10 protein-coding genes are annotated in these 18,134 nt (G+C 33.8%); 1 reads left to right on the top strand and 9 read right to left on the bottom strand.

What is annotated here, in order from left to right:
- Nucleotides 1–72: 72 nt before the first annotated feature.
- The 6 genes from Q1A73_RS14905 to tilS all read right to left on the bottom strand — a co-directional run bounded on the left by Q1A73_RS14905 (nt 73) and on the right by tilS (nt 11,087).
- The gene (locus Q1A73_RS14905) at nt 73–1,941 is read right to left on the bottom strand and encodes a DUF885 family protein (protein WP_299607037.1); all 1,869 of its coding nucleotides are present in this window, start codon (nt 1,939–1,941) and stop codon (nt 73–75) included.
- Between the two features lie 31 nt (nt 1,942–1,972).
- Entirely contained in the window at nt 1,973–3,871 is a 1,899-nt protein-coding gene (locus tag Q1A73_RS14900; RefSeq protein ID WP_299607036.1) for a CocE/NonD family hydrolase, read from the bottom strand.
- A 173-nt stretch (nt 3,872–4,044) separates the two neighbouring features.
- Entirely contained in the window at nt 4,045–6,417 is a 2,373-nt protein-coding gene (locus tag Q1A73_RS14895) for a spondin domain-containing protein (RefSeq protein WP_299607035.1), read from the bottom strand.
- A 198-nt stretch (nt 6,418–6,615) separates the two neighbouring features.
- Nucleotides 6,616–7,260, bottom strand: a complete 645-nt coding sequence (locus Q1A73_RS14890; RefSeq protein WP_299607034.1) for a Crp/Fnr family transcriptional regulator — start codon at nt 7,258–7,260, stop codon at nt 6,616–6,618.
- Nucleotides 7,261–7,355: 95 nt separating this feature from the next.
- Entirely contained in the window at nt 7,356–9,773 is a 2,418-nt protein-coding gene (locus Q1A73_RS14885) for a thioredoxin family protein (RefSeq protein WP_299607033.1), read from the bottom strand.
- Nucleotides 9,774–11,087: a tRNA lysidine(34) synthetase TilS gene (gene tilS / locus Q1A73_RS14880; protein ID WP_299607031.1), complete on the bottom strand. Its 1,314-nt coding sequence runs from the start codon at nt 11,085–11,087 to the stop codon at nt 9,774–9,776.
- A 218-nt stretch (nt 11,088–11,305) separates the two neighbouring features.
- Between tilS and Q1A73_RS14875 the strand changes: the two genes are divergently transcribed.
- Nucleotides 11,306–12,010: a hypothetical protein gene (locus Q1A73_RS14875; protein WP_299607030.1), complete on the top strand. Its 705-nt coding sequence runs from the start codon at nt 11,306–11,308 to the stop codon at nt 12,008–12,010.
- 20 nt (nt 12,011–12,030) lie between these two features.
- Here the strand turns inward: Q1A73_RS14875 and pabB are convergent, their stop codons facing one another.
- The 3 genes from pabB to Q1A73_RS14860 form a co-directional block, all read right to left on the bottom strand.
- Nucleotides 12,031–13,338 carry an aminodeoxychorismate synthase component I gene (gene pabB / locus Q1A73_RS14870; RefSeq protein WP_299607028.1) on the bottom strand — a complete coding sequence of 436 codons (1,308 nt, stop codon included), beginning with the start codon at nt 13,336–13,338 and terminating at the stop codon, nt 12,031–12,033.
- Entirely contained in the window at nt 13,338–13,880 is a 543-nt protein-coding gene (locus tag Q1A73_RS14865; protein WP_299607027.1) for an NAD(P)H-dependent oxidoreductase, read from the bottom strand. Before Q1A73_RS14865 ends, pabB begins: the two co-directional genes overlap by 1 nt.
- Nucleotides 13,881–14,062: 182 nt before the next feature.
- Nucleotides 14,063–18,031 carry a DUF4114 domain-containing protein gene (locus Q1A73_RS14860; protein WP_299607026.1) on the bottom strand — a complete coding sequence of 1,323 codons (3,969 nt, stop codon included), beginning with the start codon at nt 18,029–18,031 and terminating at the stop codon, nt 14,063–14,065.
- Nucleotides 18,032–18,134 lie beyond the last annotated feature (103 nt).

Here is an 18,134-nt window from a genome sequence, read left to right as displayed (position 1 = left end):
CGATTATATAAAAAAAACAGCCTTTCCTGATCAGAAAGGCTGTTTTCAAAAATCTATGCTATTTTAGATTTATTACGAGTTTTCTTGAAGTGTATTGGTATTCTTTTTAGAGGTTATCCACTCATTAACCAGCTCTTCCAAAATGGTAAGTGGTACAGCACCATTTGTGAGTAAGACATCATGAAACTCTCTAATATCGAAATTATCATTCCCCAATGCTGTTCTTGCATTCTCTCTTAATTCCAGAATCTTATTCATTCCTATCTTGTATGCTGTAGCCTGACCAGGCATTACAATATGTCGTTCTACCATTTTAACGGCGTCACTCTCTGCATTCGGAGTATTATCGGTATAATATTTTATACCTTCTTCTCTTGTCCATTTCTTAGCATGTATTCCTGTATCTACAACTAATCTACAAGCTCTCCACAGCTCCATAGCTAATCTACCGAAATCTGAATATGGATCATTATACAGTCCTATCTCTTTTGGCAAGAACTCATTATAAAGTCCCCAACCTTCTATGTAAGCAGTATATCCGCCAAATTTTCTAAACTTCGGAATATCCTGTAACTCTTGCGCTATTGAAATCTGCATATGATGTCCTGGAATACCTTCATGATATGCTAGTGCTTCCATTTGATATATCGGCATAGCTTCCATATCATACAGATTTGCATAATATGTCCCAGGTCTGGAACCATCTGGAGTACCTCTCTGATAAAAGGCTTTTCCGGCACTTTTTTCTCTAAAAGGTTCCACAGCTTTTACAACGATATCAGCTTTAGGTTTTGTGATAAAGAGTTCATCTAATCTAGATTTCATATTATCTATTAATCCAACTGCTCTTTCCAAGTATTTAGCCTTACCTTCTTTATCGTTAGGATAGTAGAATTTCTCATCCTCCTTCATATACTTAAAAAAATCTTGTAAGGAACCTTCATACTTAACCTGTGTCATGATATCCTTCATTTCCTTATGTATTCTAGCAACCTCATCTAATCCTAATTGATGAATTTCATCGGCAGTCATATTAGTGGTGGTAGTCCGCTTTAATGCATTATTGTAAAACGCACTCCCTTTTGGAAATTTCCAAGCTCCATCATCTACCGTAGCCCTTTGCTGTTGATCTTCTAAAAGCGCAATTAATTTATCATAAGCAGATTTTACATCTTCTTTTAATGCTTTTTCTGCTTCAGCTATTAAAACCGTCTTATCTTCTTCTGCTATTTCTATTTTACCTACTTTACCTTTAAAATCTGAGAGTAAGGTGCTCTCTTTATTAGATTCATCGAAAGGCATTCCGGTAATTAAATTACGACAGTCGTTTAACACTTTTGCAAAAACAAACTTTGGTGGAACAATACCATTCTTCTCTCTGATCTTGATATTCTCTATTTGTTGTGCAAATAACTCATCCATTCCCTTAAGTCGGGAAATATAAGCTTCTGCATCACTCTTACTCTCTATTTGATGCATATTGATCAGAAATGCAGGGATTTCTGCTTGCATGCCATGCATTTGATTCACTGGATAATCATAAAACCTATATTGAAAATCATCTATAGCATTTTTTAGATCTTGTTTCATCAAACGATAACTCAAACTCGTAGATTTATTTAAAGCTGTAACATCTACCGAATCATTAAGGTATCTAAGTCTTCTTTTTGCTTTTTCAAGATCGTGTACCAATTTCTTAGAAGAAACATCATCCCACTTTCCATAATCGTCCGTTTTCAATCCTAAATACGTTTGCATCATTGGAGATTCTGCTACTTCTTCCTGAAATTGTGCCTCAAACCAATCATTTAGTTTTTGAGAATGTATTTCTATCTTTTGCTCATTAGAGATTTCGGATACAACCTTATTACCTTCGTCTTTACAACTAAAAGTTATTAATAAGAAGGAACAAGATAACAAAGTGAATTTTGTTCTGTTCATTTTCCTGGGGGATATTTGGATGGTTACTAATTTACTTCAAAATAGAAAATTCTATGGAAGAATCATCATATACGGTATGAGTTTGTTTTTTAAAATCTGATGATTTCGCTTTAAATATATTAGGAACATACGTTTGAGGATTTAAGTCAATGAACGGAAACCAAGTACTCTGTACCTGAATCTGAATTTTATGACCCTTTAAAAACGTGTGATGTATATCCTGAAGTTTTATAGAAACATCTGTTTTTTTGTTAGGAGTAAAAGCTTCTGGTTTACTAAAGCTATTTCTAAATCTTCCTCTTAGCACTTCACTTCTTACCATCATATGATAATTAGACATTTTAAGATACTTTTGAGTCTCTTCTGTGTCTTCTGCATCTGGAGGATATACATCTATAATTTTCACTACCCAATCCGCGGCAGTTCCCGTAGTTGCTACTTTTAATTTAGCTAAAATCTCTCCTGACAATGTCATATCGTCTGTAAGTACAGGTGTTTCATAAACTAATACATCAGGTCTTCTTGCTGCAAATCTCTGATCATCTGTCATATATTTTCTAGGTGTAAAAACCATTTTGATATCTTCTGTATACGGTACAGGCTTTTTAGGATCACTGATAAACTCTTGTGCTCCATTACCTTTATTTTCGGTTAATCCATTATTATTTAGATATAAAACTTTCTTTTCTATATTTTTTGGTGGCCAACTATCATAGGTATTCCATTCTTTTTTACCGGTATCAAAAATCTGAATCTCAGTTAAACCACTATTTTCATCACCAGCTCCTTTAAGAAAATGATTAAAGAATTTTGTCTCTATATTTTGTTGAAAGTTTAACGATATATCATCGCCGAAATATACATTTCCTATTGCTTGTCTCTTTTTATTTCGCGCCCAATCTCCATGACTCCACGGCCCAAAAACCATAATGTTATAATTGCTACTATTTTTCTCGATTTTCTCATACGTTTCAAACGGACCGTATAAGTCTTCTGCATCAAATAATCCACCAACTACCATAACTGCCGGTTTTATATCCTTAAGATGCTGAATAATGCCTCTTTTTTGCCAAAACTCATCGTAATTCGGATGTTCTTTTAATTGCGTCCAAAAAACATTGTCTTCTTTATAGTATTGATCTAATGTACTCAGTGGGCCTGCATCTAAGAAGAACTGATATTGATCTTTGCTATTCAGTTCTGGGAATGTATACCAACTTTCTTTTACTGGCTCTGTTTTTTCGTAACCAAACACTGCAGTTGCTCTCCAATAACTTAACAAATAAGCACCGTTATGATGAAAATCATCAAAGAAGAAATCTCCTATACAAGCTTGTGGAGATACTGCTTTTAGCGCTGGATGCGAATCTAATAATGAATATGTAGCATAAAAACCAGGATATGAAATTCCCCATATACCTACTTTTCCATTATTATTTTCAACATTTTTCACTAGCCAATCAATAGTATCATAGGTATCACTAGCTTCATCAAATTCCTTATCCTTCTTATTTGGAATATAAGCTCTCATGTTATCATAAACACCTTCACTCATCCATCTACCTCTTACATCTTGATAAACGATAATATTGCCCTCTTTCATCAAAAACTCATTAGGACTAATCTTAGATCTAAATTCATTTTCTCCATAAGGTCTAGAGCTATAAGGAGTTCTTTGCATAAGAATTGGATACTTCTTACTAGTATCCTTAGGAGAATAAATAGTCGTATGAAGTTTAGTCCCATCTCTCATTACGATATCTACTTCCTTTTTGGTATAATGATCTTTAACCTGATATTCCTCTTCTTCGTTAGTTACGGTCTGTTCCGTGGTTTTTTCAGCCTTCTTAGAATCATTTTGTTCGGTACAAGAAGTAATAAAAAATAAAAAACTTAAAATAAATAATAATGGTATTCTAGTTGATCGCATATGCTTGAGTTTAGTTGAAGCTGGAAGATAAAAAATTGGAATGCTGGCAAACCTCTATTTAAGGAGATTTTAACAATCAATGTTAATATATAAACTAATGAGCCTCCAGTTATTACTGAAGGCTCATCTACTAAGAACTTACTTTATCCCCAAATACAGTGTTCTTAGTTATTCTACTGTGGTTGGATATTAATCTCTATGATATTATATCCTCCTCTTGGATCACCTGTCCAAGTTACTCCTGGTGGACTACTAATAACTCCTTTTCCGAATTGTACATCTTCTAAATCTGATACTCTTCTTACAATATTATTAGCATCATCGTTTCCTGTATTAGGTCCTGATTGATTCATTACTTGATCCGTTCCAAAACCTACTGGTTGATCTACTTCTGTTCCAGCATCGTATAGATACGTTTTGGTACTCAAATCTGTTCCAGAATATGGTGTTACGCCATCTTCTAAGAATAAAGGTAAACCAGCATTGTTATAACTTACTACCCAATCGTTTGATTTTACAAACATGGTTCCAAAACCGAATTTATAATCCTGACCTCTTGGAACTTCTATTGTAAAAGTTTGAGATCCTCCAGGCATGATCGGTCCAGATTCATTACTTAATGCTACTGGAATTCCAAAGTCCTTCATATAATTGTATGCTATTGATCTATCTCCATCTTCAGCTATTTCTTCTAAACCATTATCTACACTTGTAGCTTCTCCTTGGACAAACCAGGGATCTCTATTTGTATTAAATGCATAGATGAAAGCTGGAGAGAAAGGTGTTAGTGATGAGGAAAGTCGTAAAGGTGTCCCTTGAGATCCAGTTTCTGTAAACCAATTATATAACACACCTGGCATACCATCTTCTGCAATACCTTCCAGTCCAACACCTCTATCTTCTTCACCAATTGTAAATAACGGTTCTGGTTGTGCATGTAATACTACTATTCCTGGTGTGATTACAAAACCATTATCCGAACTTGGATCAATAGAAGAATTGGGAGTATTGATAGCTGTAATCGTTAATGTAAATGTACCTGCAGAATTACCATCTCCATTGGTATAATCCAAAATAGCAGTCATATAAATATCTCCTGTATCTCTACCATCAACTAATCTAACTAGAGGATTTGCATCCGCTGGCCCTACATTAGCTCCCGCTGGAGGAAAAGTGGCTGGATCATTATCTGCTTCAGTACCTAAATCATATAATGATAGTTGACTTGCTATATCTACACCATTTAATGCCTGACCATTAGGAAACAAGTCTATCCCATTAAGATCTGTTGGTGCTAAAAACCAATCATTACTATTACCCATCATAGTCACTGGTGTAAACTTAGTTCCTGAAACTGCTTGGAATGAAACTTGATATTGTGCTCCATTAGTGGTTAGAGGTCCTGGAGTGGATGCTCCTACTGGAGTTGTAAATGTATGTACATTCAAATAATTAATAGTATTTGTAATGGTTACAGAAAATGTTGTTGTTTCAATCACAGTTGCATTTCCTAATCCAAATGTTGGATTTACTCTTTCTTCCCAGTCACTTGCAGCATCTCCTTCTCCATCATATGCAATACTATAACTTGGTAATCGTACTTCTGGTACAAAATCTCCTGCGGTCCAAATACCTGCAGAAACGGCTACATTTTCTCTAGCACTTCCCGCAGCTCCCCATTGAACGAAATCCATAATAGCATCTGCACTGGTAAAAGAACTATTAGCATATAAACCTAATCCTTCGCTATTGGTTAACTCATCCCAATTTACCACCACGAATTCTCCTGGATCTAAATTTGTATCTCCACTAGTAATGGAGGCATTTTGCATTTGAAGATACTGTCCAGGTCCAAGACATAACCAGTAGGAAGAAATATCAACAGCGACGGTTCCATTATTCCATAATTCAATCAATTTATCTTCTGCATAATTTACTTCATTTATTACTATAGAACGTACACTATTATCAGGAATTGTAAGGATATTTTCTGCGCCAAAGGTTATTGTAGATGTTTCTGCCCAGTTAGAAGATCCGTTTCCTTCTCCATCAAATACAATACTGTTATCTGGATTGGAAACAGTGGGTATAAAATCACCCGCTGTCCAAATACCAGCAGCAACAGCAACATTTTCTCTAGCCGTTCCACCAGCTCCATACTGCACAAAATCTATTAGTGCATCAGCATCTGTAAACGCATTAGACGAGTATAATCCTAAACCACCTGAATTATCTGGAAGCTCGTAAGATAATACTAAATACCCTCCTGCAGGAATATTTATGGTACCACTTTCTGGTGTAAGAGCACCAATTTGTTCATAGGTTCCAGGACCAAGACATAACCAATAGTCACTTAAATCCGCTTCTTGATTTCCTTGATTAAAGATTTCTATCAAGTCTGTTCCTTGATAACGAATCTCATTAAAAACAACCTGAATGTTCTCGTCATCAGTTTCTCCGTCTGGTGGAATTACAATATCATCATCTTCACTACAAGAGATGAAAGTAAATAATCCAATAATTAAATAGATAAAATTTCTTTTCATGATATATATTTTTTTGTTCATCAATCTGAAGCAAATATATAATCACATCAAAGTGGATAACGGTGATAAAAGTCACTGTTAAACGTTAAATAAATGTTATTTAATAGTCTGTAAATCAATTATTTAACAAATAAAAACACCAACACCAAAACATCGCTATTTGCGATGTTTTGGTGTTGGTGTTTTAAAGAACGATTTTTAGTTTTGACAATAAATACCTTTTGTCAATTCTATATGTCGTTTATGTTGTACCAATATATTTTGAGCTTGTAGTTTCTTAGTTATTCTAGAAACCACTTCTCTTGATGTTCCTAAATCGGCAGCAATTTCTTTATGAGACATTAGGATCATATTGCAATTCTGAAACTTTGCCTTTTCGTTTAAATAATTTATCAAGCGTTCTTCGATTTTATAACATACAACTTGTTTTGTGGTATGCAGCAAATCCTCATAATTACGCTGGAAATCTTTTAAAATAATTTGTGTAAAAGATGGGTATTGCACAAACCATTCTTTCACCTTATTTATTGGAATACAAAGAACGGTAGTATCTTCTTCTGTTTTTGCAGAAAAACGAACCGCCTCCTGACTAAACAAGTGATTAAAACTTAAGATACAACAGTGATTAGGATGTATGTAGTACAACAGAAATTCCACTTCATCTTCTTCTGCATACATCTTTATCAAACCATCTAGGATGATTGGCAAAAAATTGAGATAACTTCCTTGTCGTACTACATACTCTCCTTTGGGAATACTTTTAAAATGCCCGAAAGACATTATTTGCTCTTCGAGCTCTTTTTCTATAAAGGGGAAACACTGAGATAAGTTAATATTTTCCATAGACTGTTAGTTACTCTTCGTTCTACAATAAAGTCGGTAACTAACAGTATCCTTACAATATTCTTATAATAATTATTTATAATACTATAAGGAATCTATTTTTTTGAAAAATTTGCAATTCCCTCCTGTAACCATTTTAGGTATTCATTTTCATCTGGGGTGTAGCCTACAGGCTTATTAAGATTAGATTCTTCATGATCAATCAAAACATAATAAGGCTGTGCATTTGCTTTATACTTTGTAATCTGAAAGTCGCTCCATTTATTACCAACAGTTTTGATTTTTTTACCAGTAGTTTCAGAAACATACTGCTCTGATTTTGAAAGTTCTTTCTTATAATCTACATACAAGGAAATTAATACAATATCATTTTTTAGGGTTTTCAAAACTGATGGTTCCGACCAAACATATTCTTCCATTTTCCTGCAATTCACACAAGCATATCCAGTGAAATCGATTAATACAGGTTTATTCACTTTCTTAGCATATGCCAAGCCTGTTTCATAATCCGTAAATGAAATAATATCGTGTTCTCCATATTTTGCTCCTTCGGGTAATTCGGAAGTTGAGGCGCCTGCACTAGAAGTACCTCCAAAACCTCTTGGTGATTCACTATAAGTCTGTGGTGGTGGAAAACCACTAACAATTTTTAATGGTGCTCCCCACAGCCCTGGAATTAAATAAATGGTAAATGCCAAGGTTAATAATGCTATTGATAATCTACCTACCGATATATGTTCTGATGGAGAATCATGAGGAAGTTTAATTTTACCTAATAGATATAATGATAATGTTCCAAAAACTGCAATCCAAATTGCTAAGAACACCTCTCTTTGTAACCATCCTAGTTGTAGCACCAAATCCGCATTGGATAAAAATTTGAAAGCAAATGCTATTTCCAAGAACCCAAGAAATACTTTTACCGTATTTAACCAACCTCCACTCTTAGGAAGTGAATTTAACCAACCAGGAAACATTGCAAAAAGTGCAAAAGGTAATGCAATTGCTAAAGAGAATCCTAACATTCCGATTACAGGAGCCATTCCTCCTTGTGACGCTGCTTGTACTAATAAGGTTCCAACAATTGGCCCTGTACAGCTAAACGAAACAATTGCCAAAGCTAAGGCCATAAAAAATATACCTAAAAAACCTCCTTTATCGGCTTGCTGATCAACTTTATTTGCCCATGAATTTGGTAACATGATCTCGAAAGCTCCTAAAAATGACAATCCAAAAACAATCAATAACACAAAGAAAATTAGATTAAACCAAATATTGGTAGATAATGCATTTAACGCATCTGCTCCAAAAATTGCAGTTACTACAGATCCTAATCCAACATATATTACGATTATAAACAATCCATAGAAAATAGCGTTTCTAATCCCCGAAGCTCGGGTTTTACTTTGTTTGGTAAAGAAGCTTACTGTCATTGGAATCATTGGAAATACACAAGGAGTAAGAAGTGCTGCAAAACCAGATAAAAAAGCTAAAATAAAAGTTGCCCACAATCCTTTTTGTTCCTTTTCCTCTTCAATAGGTTTATCATTTTCATTTTTATGGGTTGATTTAGTATCACTTCCAAATGCTGTTTCCGCACCTGAAATTTTTCCAGAGATATTTAAATCAAACTCCACTACGTCAGGTGCCAAACATCTTTCATCATCACAAATCCCAAAGAACACCTCGGCTTTTACTGATTCTAGAGAAGGGTCTAAGCGTTTTATTTTTTGCGTAAACAACACCTTATCTTCAAAGTATTTGATCTCCATTTCAAATACCTTATCATATTTCTGGATACCTTCTGGCTCAGTAGTCTCTCCTATTAGCTCATATTTTTTGTCTTCATTATAAAAGGTAAACTCGGTAGCCGTTGGAGGTATACCATCTGTTTCTACTACCCTCTGTGAATAAATATGCCAACCTTTATCTAATTTAGCTTCGAACTTTAAGACATAAATATCCTCGGATTCTTGTTCTACATTGCTTTTCCACTTGATAGGTTCAAAAATTTTAGAAATATCAGACGTATTTGAATTTGCATTACCTTCATTAGACAAAGCTAAATCAAACTCCACTACGTCCGGTGCCAAACATCTTTCGTCATCACAAATCCCAAAGAACACCTCAGCTTTTACTGATTCTAGAGAAGGGTCTAAGCGTTTTATTTTTTGCGTAAACAACACCTTATCTTCAAAGTATTTGATATCCATTTCAAATACCTTATCATATTTCTGAATACCTTCTGGCTCAGTAGTTTCTCCTATTAGTTCATACTTTTTGTCTTCATTATAAAAGGTAAACTCTGTAGCCGTTGGAGCGATATCATCCGTTTCTACTTCCTTCTGCGAATATATATGCCAACCTTTATCTAGTTTGGCTTCGAACTGTAATACATAAATATCCTCGGATTCTTTAATAACATTACTATTCCATTTTATAGGTTCAAATATTTGGGAAAATAAAGTTGTTGAAAATAATAATGCTGTAAATAGTAGTAAAATATTCCTCATTTAGGTAATTGTTACTTTTAGTAATTGTTTCGTTTCGGGGTTTATTTTAAATCTGTTATCCGCTCTATAATTAATCACCCATACAATTTCTTCTCCAGAACATAATAACCAGACTCTTTCTTTGGCTAGTAAAGATAATTTTTCATCCTTAAAATACTTACTCAACTTCTTTTTACCTTTCATGCCTAAAGGGTAAAAATAGTCGCCTTCTTTCCATTTTCTTACAATTAAGGGATACTTTAACTTTTCTTTATCTACAAAAATAGTCTTCAAATCCGTATCGCAAAGCTCTGAAACTTCTTTTAAATGAATCATTCCAGATGGAATCATAATCCTATTTTCTTCTTCAGGAATATGATATACTCGATCCGGAACATCTTCAATAATTGGACAAAGCAACAAATATTCTCTATTTTTCACCAAACGATGGGTTGAAGAAAAAATTTGTTTCCCCGATTGCGCATTTAACATTCGGATTATATCATCCCAAGCAGTAAAACCATATTCCTTTAACAAAAAGTACAAGTACTTTTTAGGGTTATCATATTTCTGAAGTTTATGTATGGCAATCTTAATTGTATCCAATTCTCCATATTCAAAAACTTCTTTTCGAATACGATACATTTGACTCCTTATAAAATCCTGCGCATGCTTTAGATAATCTAATGTGTTTTCAAAATTGTTTAAAAAACTTGGATTAATAGAAATAAGTTCTGGGATTACATTATGTCTTAATTTATTCCTCAGATATTTGGTATCACTATTACTACTGTCTTCTCTCCATTCTATTTCATTTTTGGTAGCAAATTCCATGATTTGATTTCTAGAAAATGGTAAAAGTGGTCTTACATAATTTCTATTAATTTCAGGAATACCCGTAAGTCCATCAATTCCCGTACCTCGAGATAGATTTATTAAGAAAGTCTCTAGATTATCATCTTTATGATGTGCAGTTAGTACATAATCGTATTTATGAGCGCTTAACAAGGTTTCAAACCACTGATACCGTAGCTCTCTGGCAGCCATTTGAATAGATAACTTATTGTCTTGTGCATATTTTCCTGTTTCAAAGTTGGTCACAAAAAAAGGTACCTGGAATTTCTCAGCTATTGTAGACACAAAATTTTCATCTCCATCGCTCTCCATTCCTCTTAAACCAAAATTGCAGTGAGCAATTCCAATTTCAAAATTATTTACATGACATAGATAAGCTAATACTATACTATCTAATCCCCCACTACAGGCAATAAGTAACTTACTTTTTTGTAGAAAAGGTAATCGATTTTTGATATGATCTTTGAATTTTTGTTTCAAGTATTTATATAGTTGTTTTTGATTTTTAGACCGAATACTTTCGAGATGAGCGTTTTACATATTTTAAAATAACAACCTGCATATTAATATCAAATATACGATTTTGAAAAGGTTCAACAACCCTTATTAAACACTTCTTTAACTACTGAAATTCAGAGTTTTAACACATTTTGACGTAGCTTTTTATTATTTTTAAGGAACTCTTAAATACACAAATCATGAATAGAATTGACGAAATGCCCAAATATTATGAAGATACTCGTACGGAAGAGTTCGGTAAAAAATTATTAGCTGTAGTACCTCATCTTCATCCATACGTTAAACATCGCATATATATTGCAGAAAGCACTGGAATTTTACCAAGAAACATGTACTGCTCTAGTGGTCTTATAGACGATGCTATTGTAAAACTATATCATGATGATCATTTAGATATTGCAATGGACAAACTATCTCTGGAGTTGCAGTTGTTTAGGATTGCAGATCATTTAATAGATGAGTTATATCAGAAAGAAGGTTGGCACCAAAGATCTATTAGTACTAATTACTTTTTAAAAGAGGAATTGAATAAGTTAGAGGAATACTATACCTCTGCGGGTGATAATGAACTAATAATGACTGATGAGCTTAATGACATTTCGTATCATCAAAACCAGGAAAACAAGCAGCTATTCATTTATGACGATACAGATTCTGCAATTTTAAAGCTAATTGCATCAGAAGATTCTTCGGAGAATAAGAAGCAAAAATTACTCGGTAAATTTTATAGCTGGTTACCTCTAGAAACCTCCAAGATAATTGACCTATTCGTTTTTGGAAAACTCAATTTCGAGGAAATAGCAAGAATAAAAGATATGACTGCCAATGAGGTTAAAGAAGTCATCATTGACGTAAGGAAAAGTTTTAGAAAAAACCTTATTTAAATAGTTGTCTTACCAATATGTTATATGCCTTCTAGCACTTCGCGCATTGCTTTTGCTTTTACCAAGCACTCTTCATATTCTTTATCGGGATCCGATTTTGCAGTAATGGCACCACCAACAGTATAAGAAATATATTGATTTTCTTCGTTGTATAAGATACTCCTTATTACCACATTAAAATCAAAATCGTTATCTGGTGTAAAATAACCAACTGCACCACTATACAAACCTCTTTTAGACTCTTCTAATGCCTCGATAATTTTCATTGCCGATATTTTTGGAGCGCCTGTCATACTTCCCATGGGAAAAGAGGTTCTTATAACATCAACTGCAGAAGTGGTATTATCAATTTCTGAAACTACAGTAGAAATCATTTGATGTACCTGTGGGAAAGTATATATTTTACAGAGTTCTTCTACTTTTACCGAACCTTTAACAGCAGTTCTGGATAGATCATTTCTTACCAAATCTACAATCATCACATTCTCAGAACGTTCTTTGGGATCATTCTGAAGTATTTGTATCAGTTCTTGATCCTGTTCCTGATCTTGTGAACGTTTTGCAGTACCTTTTATAGGCTGTGATATAATTTTATTGCCACTTTTTCTTAAATAACGCTCTGGAGAGGCCGAAAGCAAGTATTGATGATTTCTCTTAAAAAAAGTAGCAAATGGTGGTTTAGAAATTTGATTGAGATGATGATACGTCTCTAATGGAGCAATACAACTATTTTCGGCAAAAAACTCCTGACAAAAATTTGCTTCATAGATATCTCCACGATGAATATGCTGAAGCATTTGTTCGATTTTTTGTCGGTATACATCTTTAGTGATTCTTAAACTAATTTTAATCTTCCCACAAGGGTTATCCTCATCAGATACTTTAATGGTAGTTGGAAATGTATCGATTAGTTTTCTATCCTCTTCTATTTCATCATCTACCATTCTTAGATACTGAACTTCTAATTCATTTCCTTTTAGTAAGAATATCTTTTTAGGTTGAAAAAAATATAAATCAGGAAATTCTAAGTTATCAGGATTCTTTGAGACTAAATTCTCTGTATCATTTTTTAAGTCATAGGATAAATAACCAAAAATCCAATCTGCTGTTTGCTCCTGATATTCTTTTAACGTATCGAAGCAGGAATAATAGTCTGTGTTAATAGAGGTAAAAGCATCTATCGCTAGTATTGCATCATAACTAGAATACTGTTGGATATAGTTATTAGAATCTAACCATATAATTTCATCAAATTGTTGCGCCCATTGTAATAGTTTATTCTTAAACTGTGATGGATTATCTAATGTATATGTCTTGGTAGTTCGCACTAATTATTTATCTGATGCGCAAAAGTACTTAGAACTTCTTTTAATCCCAACAAAAGTGTTTCATCCTTAATTGTCTTTTCTTCTGTAGAAAAATTAGCGTGAAAAGAAGGAAAACTAAAACTTTCTATAATCTCTCCTCCAAACCTAGGAAATACATTCTTTGCATATTCTAATGCTGTTAAACCACCTCGTTGTCCGGGAGAAGTGCTCATAAGCAATATTTTTTTACCTGCTAAAAAATTACGATCTATTCTAGATAACCAATCGATAATATTCTTAAAAAATGCACTTAAGCTACCATTGTGTTCATTTACAGAAATAATAAGTGCGTCTGCTTCTGAGATCTCCTGCTTTATCCCTAGAGCCATCCCTGGAAAACCATTTTCTCTTTCCTCGTCTTCACTATACATTGGTATTGGATAGTTAACCAATTTCATTATTTTGATTTTATGCTCGGAAATTTCAGAAGAAACATATTCGATAAGTTGTTGATTAATTGAGGTACTGCTGTTGGAACCAGCAAAAGCAAGAATATTTTTCATCTATTGATTTGTATTATGTTTGGATTCAAAAATAACCAAAATCAATAGCCTTACAAAACCCTTAAAACAAACCAATACAAAAATAATAACCGATAAAACTGAATAAAAAAAGATTACCTATCCTAAGCTTATCAATTCTTAGAACAGGTAATCTTGTGAATAAAAACACGATGCTTATTTTATCAGTATATTATAAAACTACCAACATATCTGGTTGATTGGTCTCCTAGAATAATATATCTATATACTCCAGGACTTAAATTTTTAGGTCTAAAGGTGATTGTTTTGGCTGCGTTCACCGGAATTTCTCGTTCTTCTTGCACTATCTTCCCCAATACATCTATCACGGATATTTTAACATTACCTGTTAAGGTTTCAGGTACTCTAATCGATGTCGAAATACGGAATGGATTCGGGTAGTTCATAACACCATTTGCTACTTCTTCTTCTATCTCATGATCTTCTACACCCAGTACTTCTGCATTGGTAAATACTACATCACTAATATTGATATTAAATGATTCGAAATCCTTATAATTTCCCTGTACAGAAAACACAATGCTTCTTACATCTGTTATCTCAGCACCAACACCTTGGCCATTCACAAACTGAGAGAAAGTAATCGTTTGCACTCCGCTTCCAGAATCAGACTTAATTGTATATCGCATCCTATCATTCCAATCTACAAGATCTTTGGTTACTAAAACTACTTCAATATCATTGTTCGTACTCATATCGAATTGCAATGCATCATACGATGTAACATCTAGCGTACGGTCTCCACCCAAAATATTTCTAAAAATATTCATAGTTTCTTTTACCTCTCCACTAACTGATATAGCTCTTTCTACATTATAATCTTCAGTATTGTCTGAATTATTGTTAGCTGTTTTAATATTAAATTCATTGATGTTAGCACCATCGGCATTATAATCTAATCCCCAAGGACCATCAGCAAGATACAGAGCATCCGTTTTGTCATTAACCATTATTGAGAATCCTATATCAAATAAATGTCCCGTTTCTATAGTAATACGCTCCTCATATGATCCGGACAAGGAAACAGAAGTTGTCATTAATTCTTCATTCGATAATTCTGTTACTCTTTTATTTCCTCTAAAATCAAATGTAGATGCCTGATTCTTATTAATGATATCTAATACTAATTTTCCATCTTTATAAAATCCTTTTTGAACAAATACCTCAGGAATACTCGCTGGGATAAAGGTTTCTCCCAGTCCTTTTTCTAATTGAAGTTTATCCAATATAGAATTAGCAATATTGACAACCTGAGGAATTGAGCCTCCCCAAATCTGGAAATTTAAAAAGTCTCCTTCTGGATATTGATCAATATTCCAAAGACTATAAAGCTCATTCTGATATTCGCCTAAGCGAACTGAAAAATGCAATGCTTGTTCTAATTCGCCAGAAGCTCTGCGTATTTTAGTATTTACCAATTCGAAATTTCGAACATTAATGGTTCTTATATCTTCTAATGTAGAACCATTTAATCGATCACAAATAGTTTTAGAGTGATCATATACAGATCCTTCTGTAGATGTTGCTAATCCTACACCTACTCTACTTTCTTCTAAATAATAATCGATAGAAAAGACAGAAGAGGCATTTGTAATTCCTATTAAATCATCTGGTGTAGATACATAAGAACTTTCCACTCCAGTTACTCCTGTTTCTGGGAAATATTTACTTAAATCTGTACCATTTTTGGCTGTTTTATAAGAACGTCCTTTCTTAAATTTTTTCTGTAATTCCTTTTTATTGTAAACTTCATTTGTTTTTGATCTGGTAAAATTTCTTTTAGCTATTAAACTAGCTAAATCTCCATTACTTTCCAGACCACCATCATTACCGGAAGACACTTCCCCTTCTTCTTCTAACTCTGGAATGTTATTCGTTTTAATAGATGAATATTGACCCGTTGTAATACAAAACAGTAAGTCGTTAAAATCATTATCTGTTTCAGAATAATCTCTTCTTATATCTTCAAAACCTAAAATAATTACCTCTTTAGATGTATCTTTTAGTAGTACATTATGTGGTTGTAATGATTCATCACACTCTGGATTAAACTCTGATTGAGAATACAATTGCCATAAACCTTCATTTAGCGCATTGGTATTCCATGCATCTGTTAACAACACCCATCCAATACCTGTATTGGCGGAGAAAGTTCCTAAATCAACAGTATTTCCCATCTCTAATCCGCCACCACTTCCAGAGGCTGAAGCATTAGGAATTATTACTGTAATATCTTCTGGATCAGGCGCTTTAGTTAATGGTGCATTAATATCATATGTATAATAACCTAAAACATTGTTATTATCAGTATTTTCACTTATAAAGGTTATTGCTACATTGGTAGATTGCTGTATAATAAGGTCTGTATCATATCCTCCATAGATATAATTTGGATTTCTACTAGGTACTGAATTTGCCTCTGGTAATGCATTATCAATTTTCGTTAAAATATCTGTATCAACATTGATATCCGCTACTAAATAATCTGGCACTCCAAAAACATCATATGTTCCCTTATATTGATATCTTTCTCCGATGCTTGCAATAGGATAGCTCGTTGGATTTTGTGATCCATTAGAAGAATCAAAAACAGTATCGGTGATATCAAAATTATCATCTAATCCATCTTGATCAGCATCATTATTAGCCAAGACTGTATCTGCGGTACCATCACTATTAGTATCATAGGCATCTACAGTATCTAAAATTCCGTCATTATTAGAATCGGTATCTAAAAAGTCTGGTGTATCGGTATTATCCGTATTTTGATACCCTTGTGGAGTACCACCCTGATCAGGATCGAAAGCGTCATCCATTCCATCTCTATCCTGATCTAATCCTGATAAACCTATAAAATTTTGACTGTTCTGACCCTCAACAAGATCAATAATTCCATCTTGATCAGAATCAATATCGTATGGGTCATAGATTAGATCACCATCAGCATCATCTGGATAAAAAACAACACCTGTTTGATCTACATCTACGATATCCGCAATACCATCCAAATCAGAATCCTGATAACTAGCATCCTGACTATTAAATTGACCATCTCCATTAGTATCATAACTTCCCAAACCAGCTTCTACAATATCAAAAATACCGTCGTTATCACTATCTAAATCCAATACATTTGGGATCCCATCTCTATCAATATCAAATGCTATCGAAACACCTCCATTACAGGTACTTCCAAAATCTGAATCTAAATAATTAAAAATATTATCTCCATCATCATCTCCGTAAGGATCAATTCCCCCTCCTTCTACTACATCAGGAATTCCGTCTCCGTCAGTATCTTTGTCAAAAGGATCCAATACCTCATCTCCATCGGCATCGATCGGAGAAACACCAGCTGCACATTTAAATCCATCATTTTGATTGGTTACTTCTGTATTATTAAGCAATGTTGCATATGGAGAAGCTCCTTCGTAATCATTTACTAAATGTAACCCACCTTTATTACTAGACACATATAGTCTGTTGCTTGTATCCGTATAGCAAGCTCCAAATGTATCATTAGGTAAATCAGTAACATCTTTAGAACTAAATACTGGAGTCGAAGAAGATAAATCCCATTTATAGACATCTCCTTTACTTCCACCATATAGATGCCCATTAATGAATACAATATCTGCACATGTATTAGGAGATGCTTGATTAGCTACTACGATCTCAAAAGTAGGTGCGCTAGAACCGTCATAGGTGTGAAGATTAATAATTTTATGGAAACTCTGTCGACCAAGATTATTCTGAAATACCCAAAGATTACCTTGATCATCCACATCTGCCGCGTAACCTCCACCAAATTCTACTCCTCCGTTAGGAGCTACTGCACCAAGATCTAAAACCTGATCCATTCCAATTCTTAATAAATGTCGGTCGCTACTTCGTATCGCATATAAAAAATCATCTACAACATTATATCCTCCAGCATTATAACTGGGTGTAGTATGTAAAGGATCAGAATAGGTTCCTGTTACCGGATCATAGGATCTAAGAGATCCTGAAATTACTTGATAAAATTTCGCCTCATTACAATCAAAAGGTTGTTGACCATAGGCAAAATTCATCAAAACACATGAGAATATGAATAGTACTATTTTTTTCATCGAATCGGGGATTGATATGCTCTAAACTCCTCATGCTTATTAATCATAAGATAAGGAGTGTAGATGCTTGAATTTGTTTGGTTATTTTGTTTTAAGTAGTTTC

Source organism: uncultured Aquimarina sp. (assembly GCF_947492115.1).
Taxonomy (GTDB): Bacteria; Bacteroidota; Bacteroidia; order Flavobacteriales; family Flavobacteriaceae; genus Aquimarina.
This window is presented reverse-complemented; position numbering and strand designations above follow the sequence as displayed.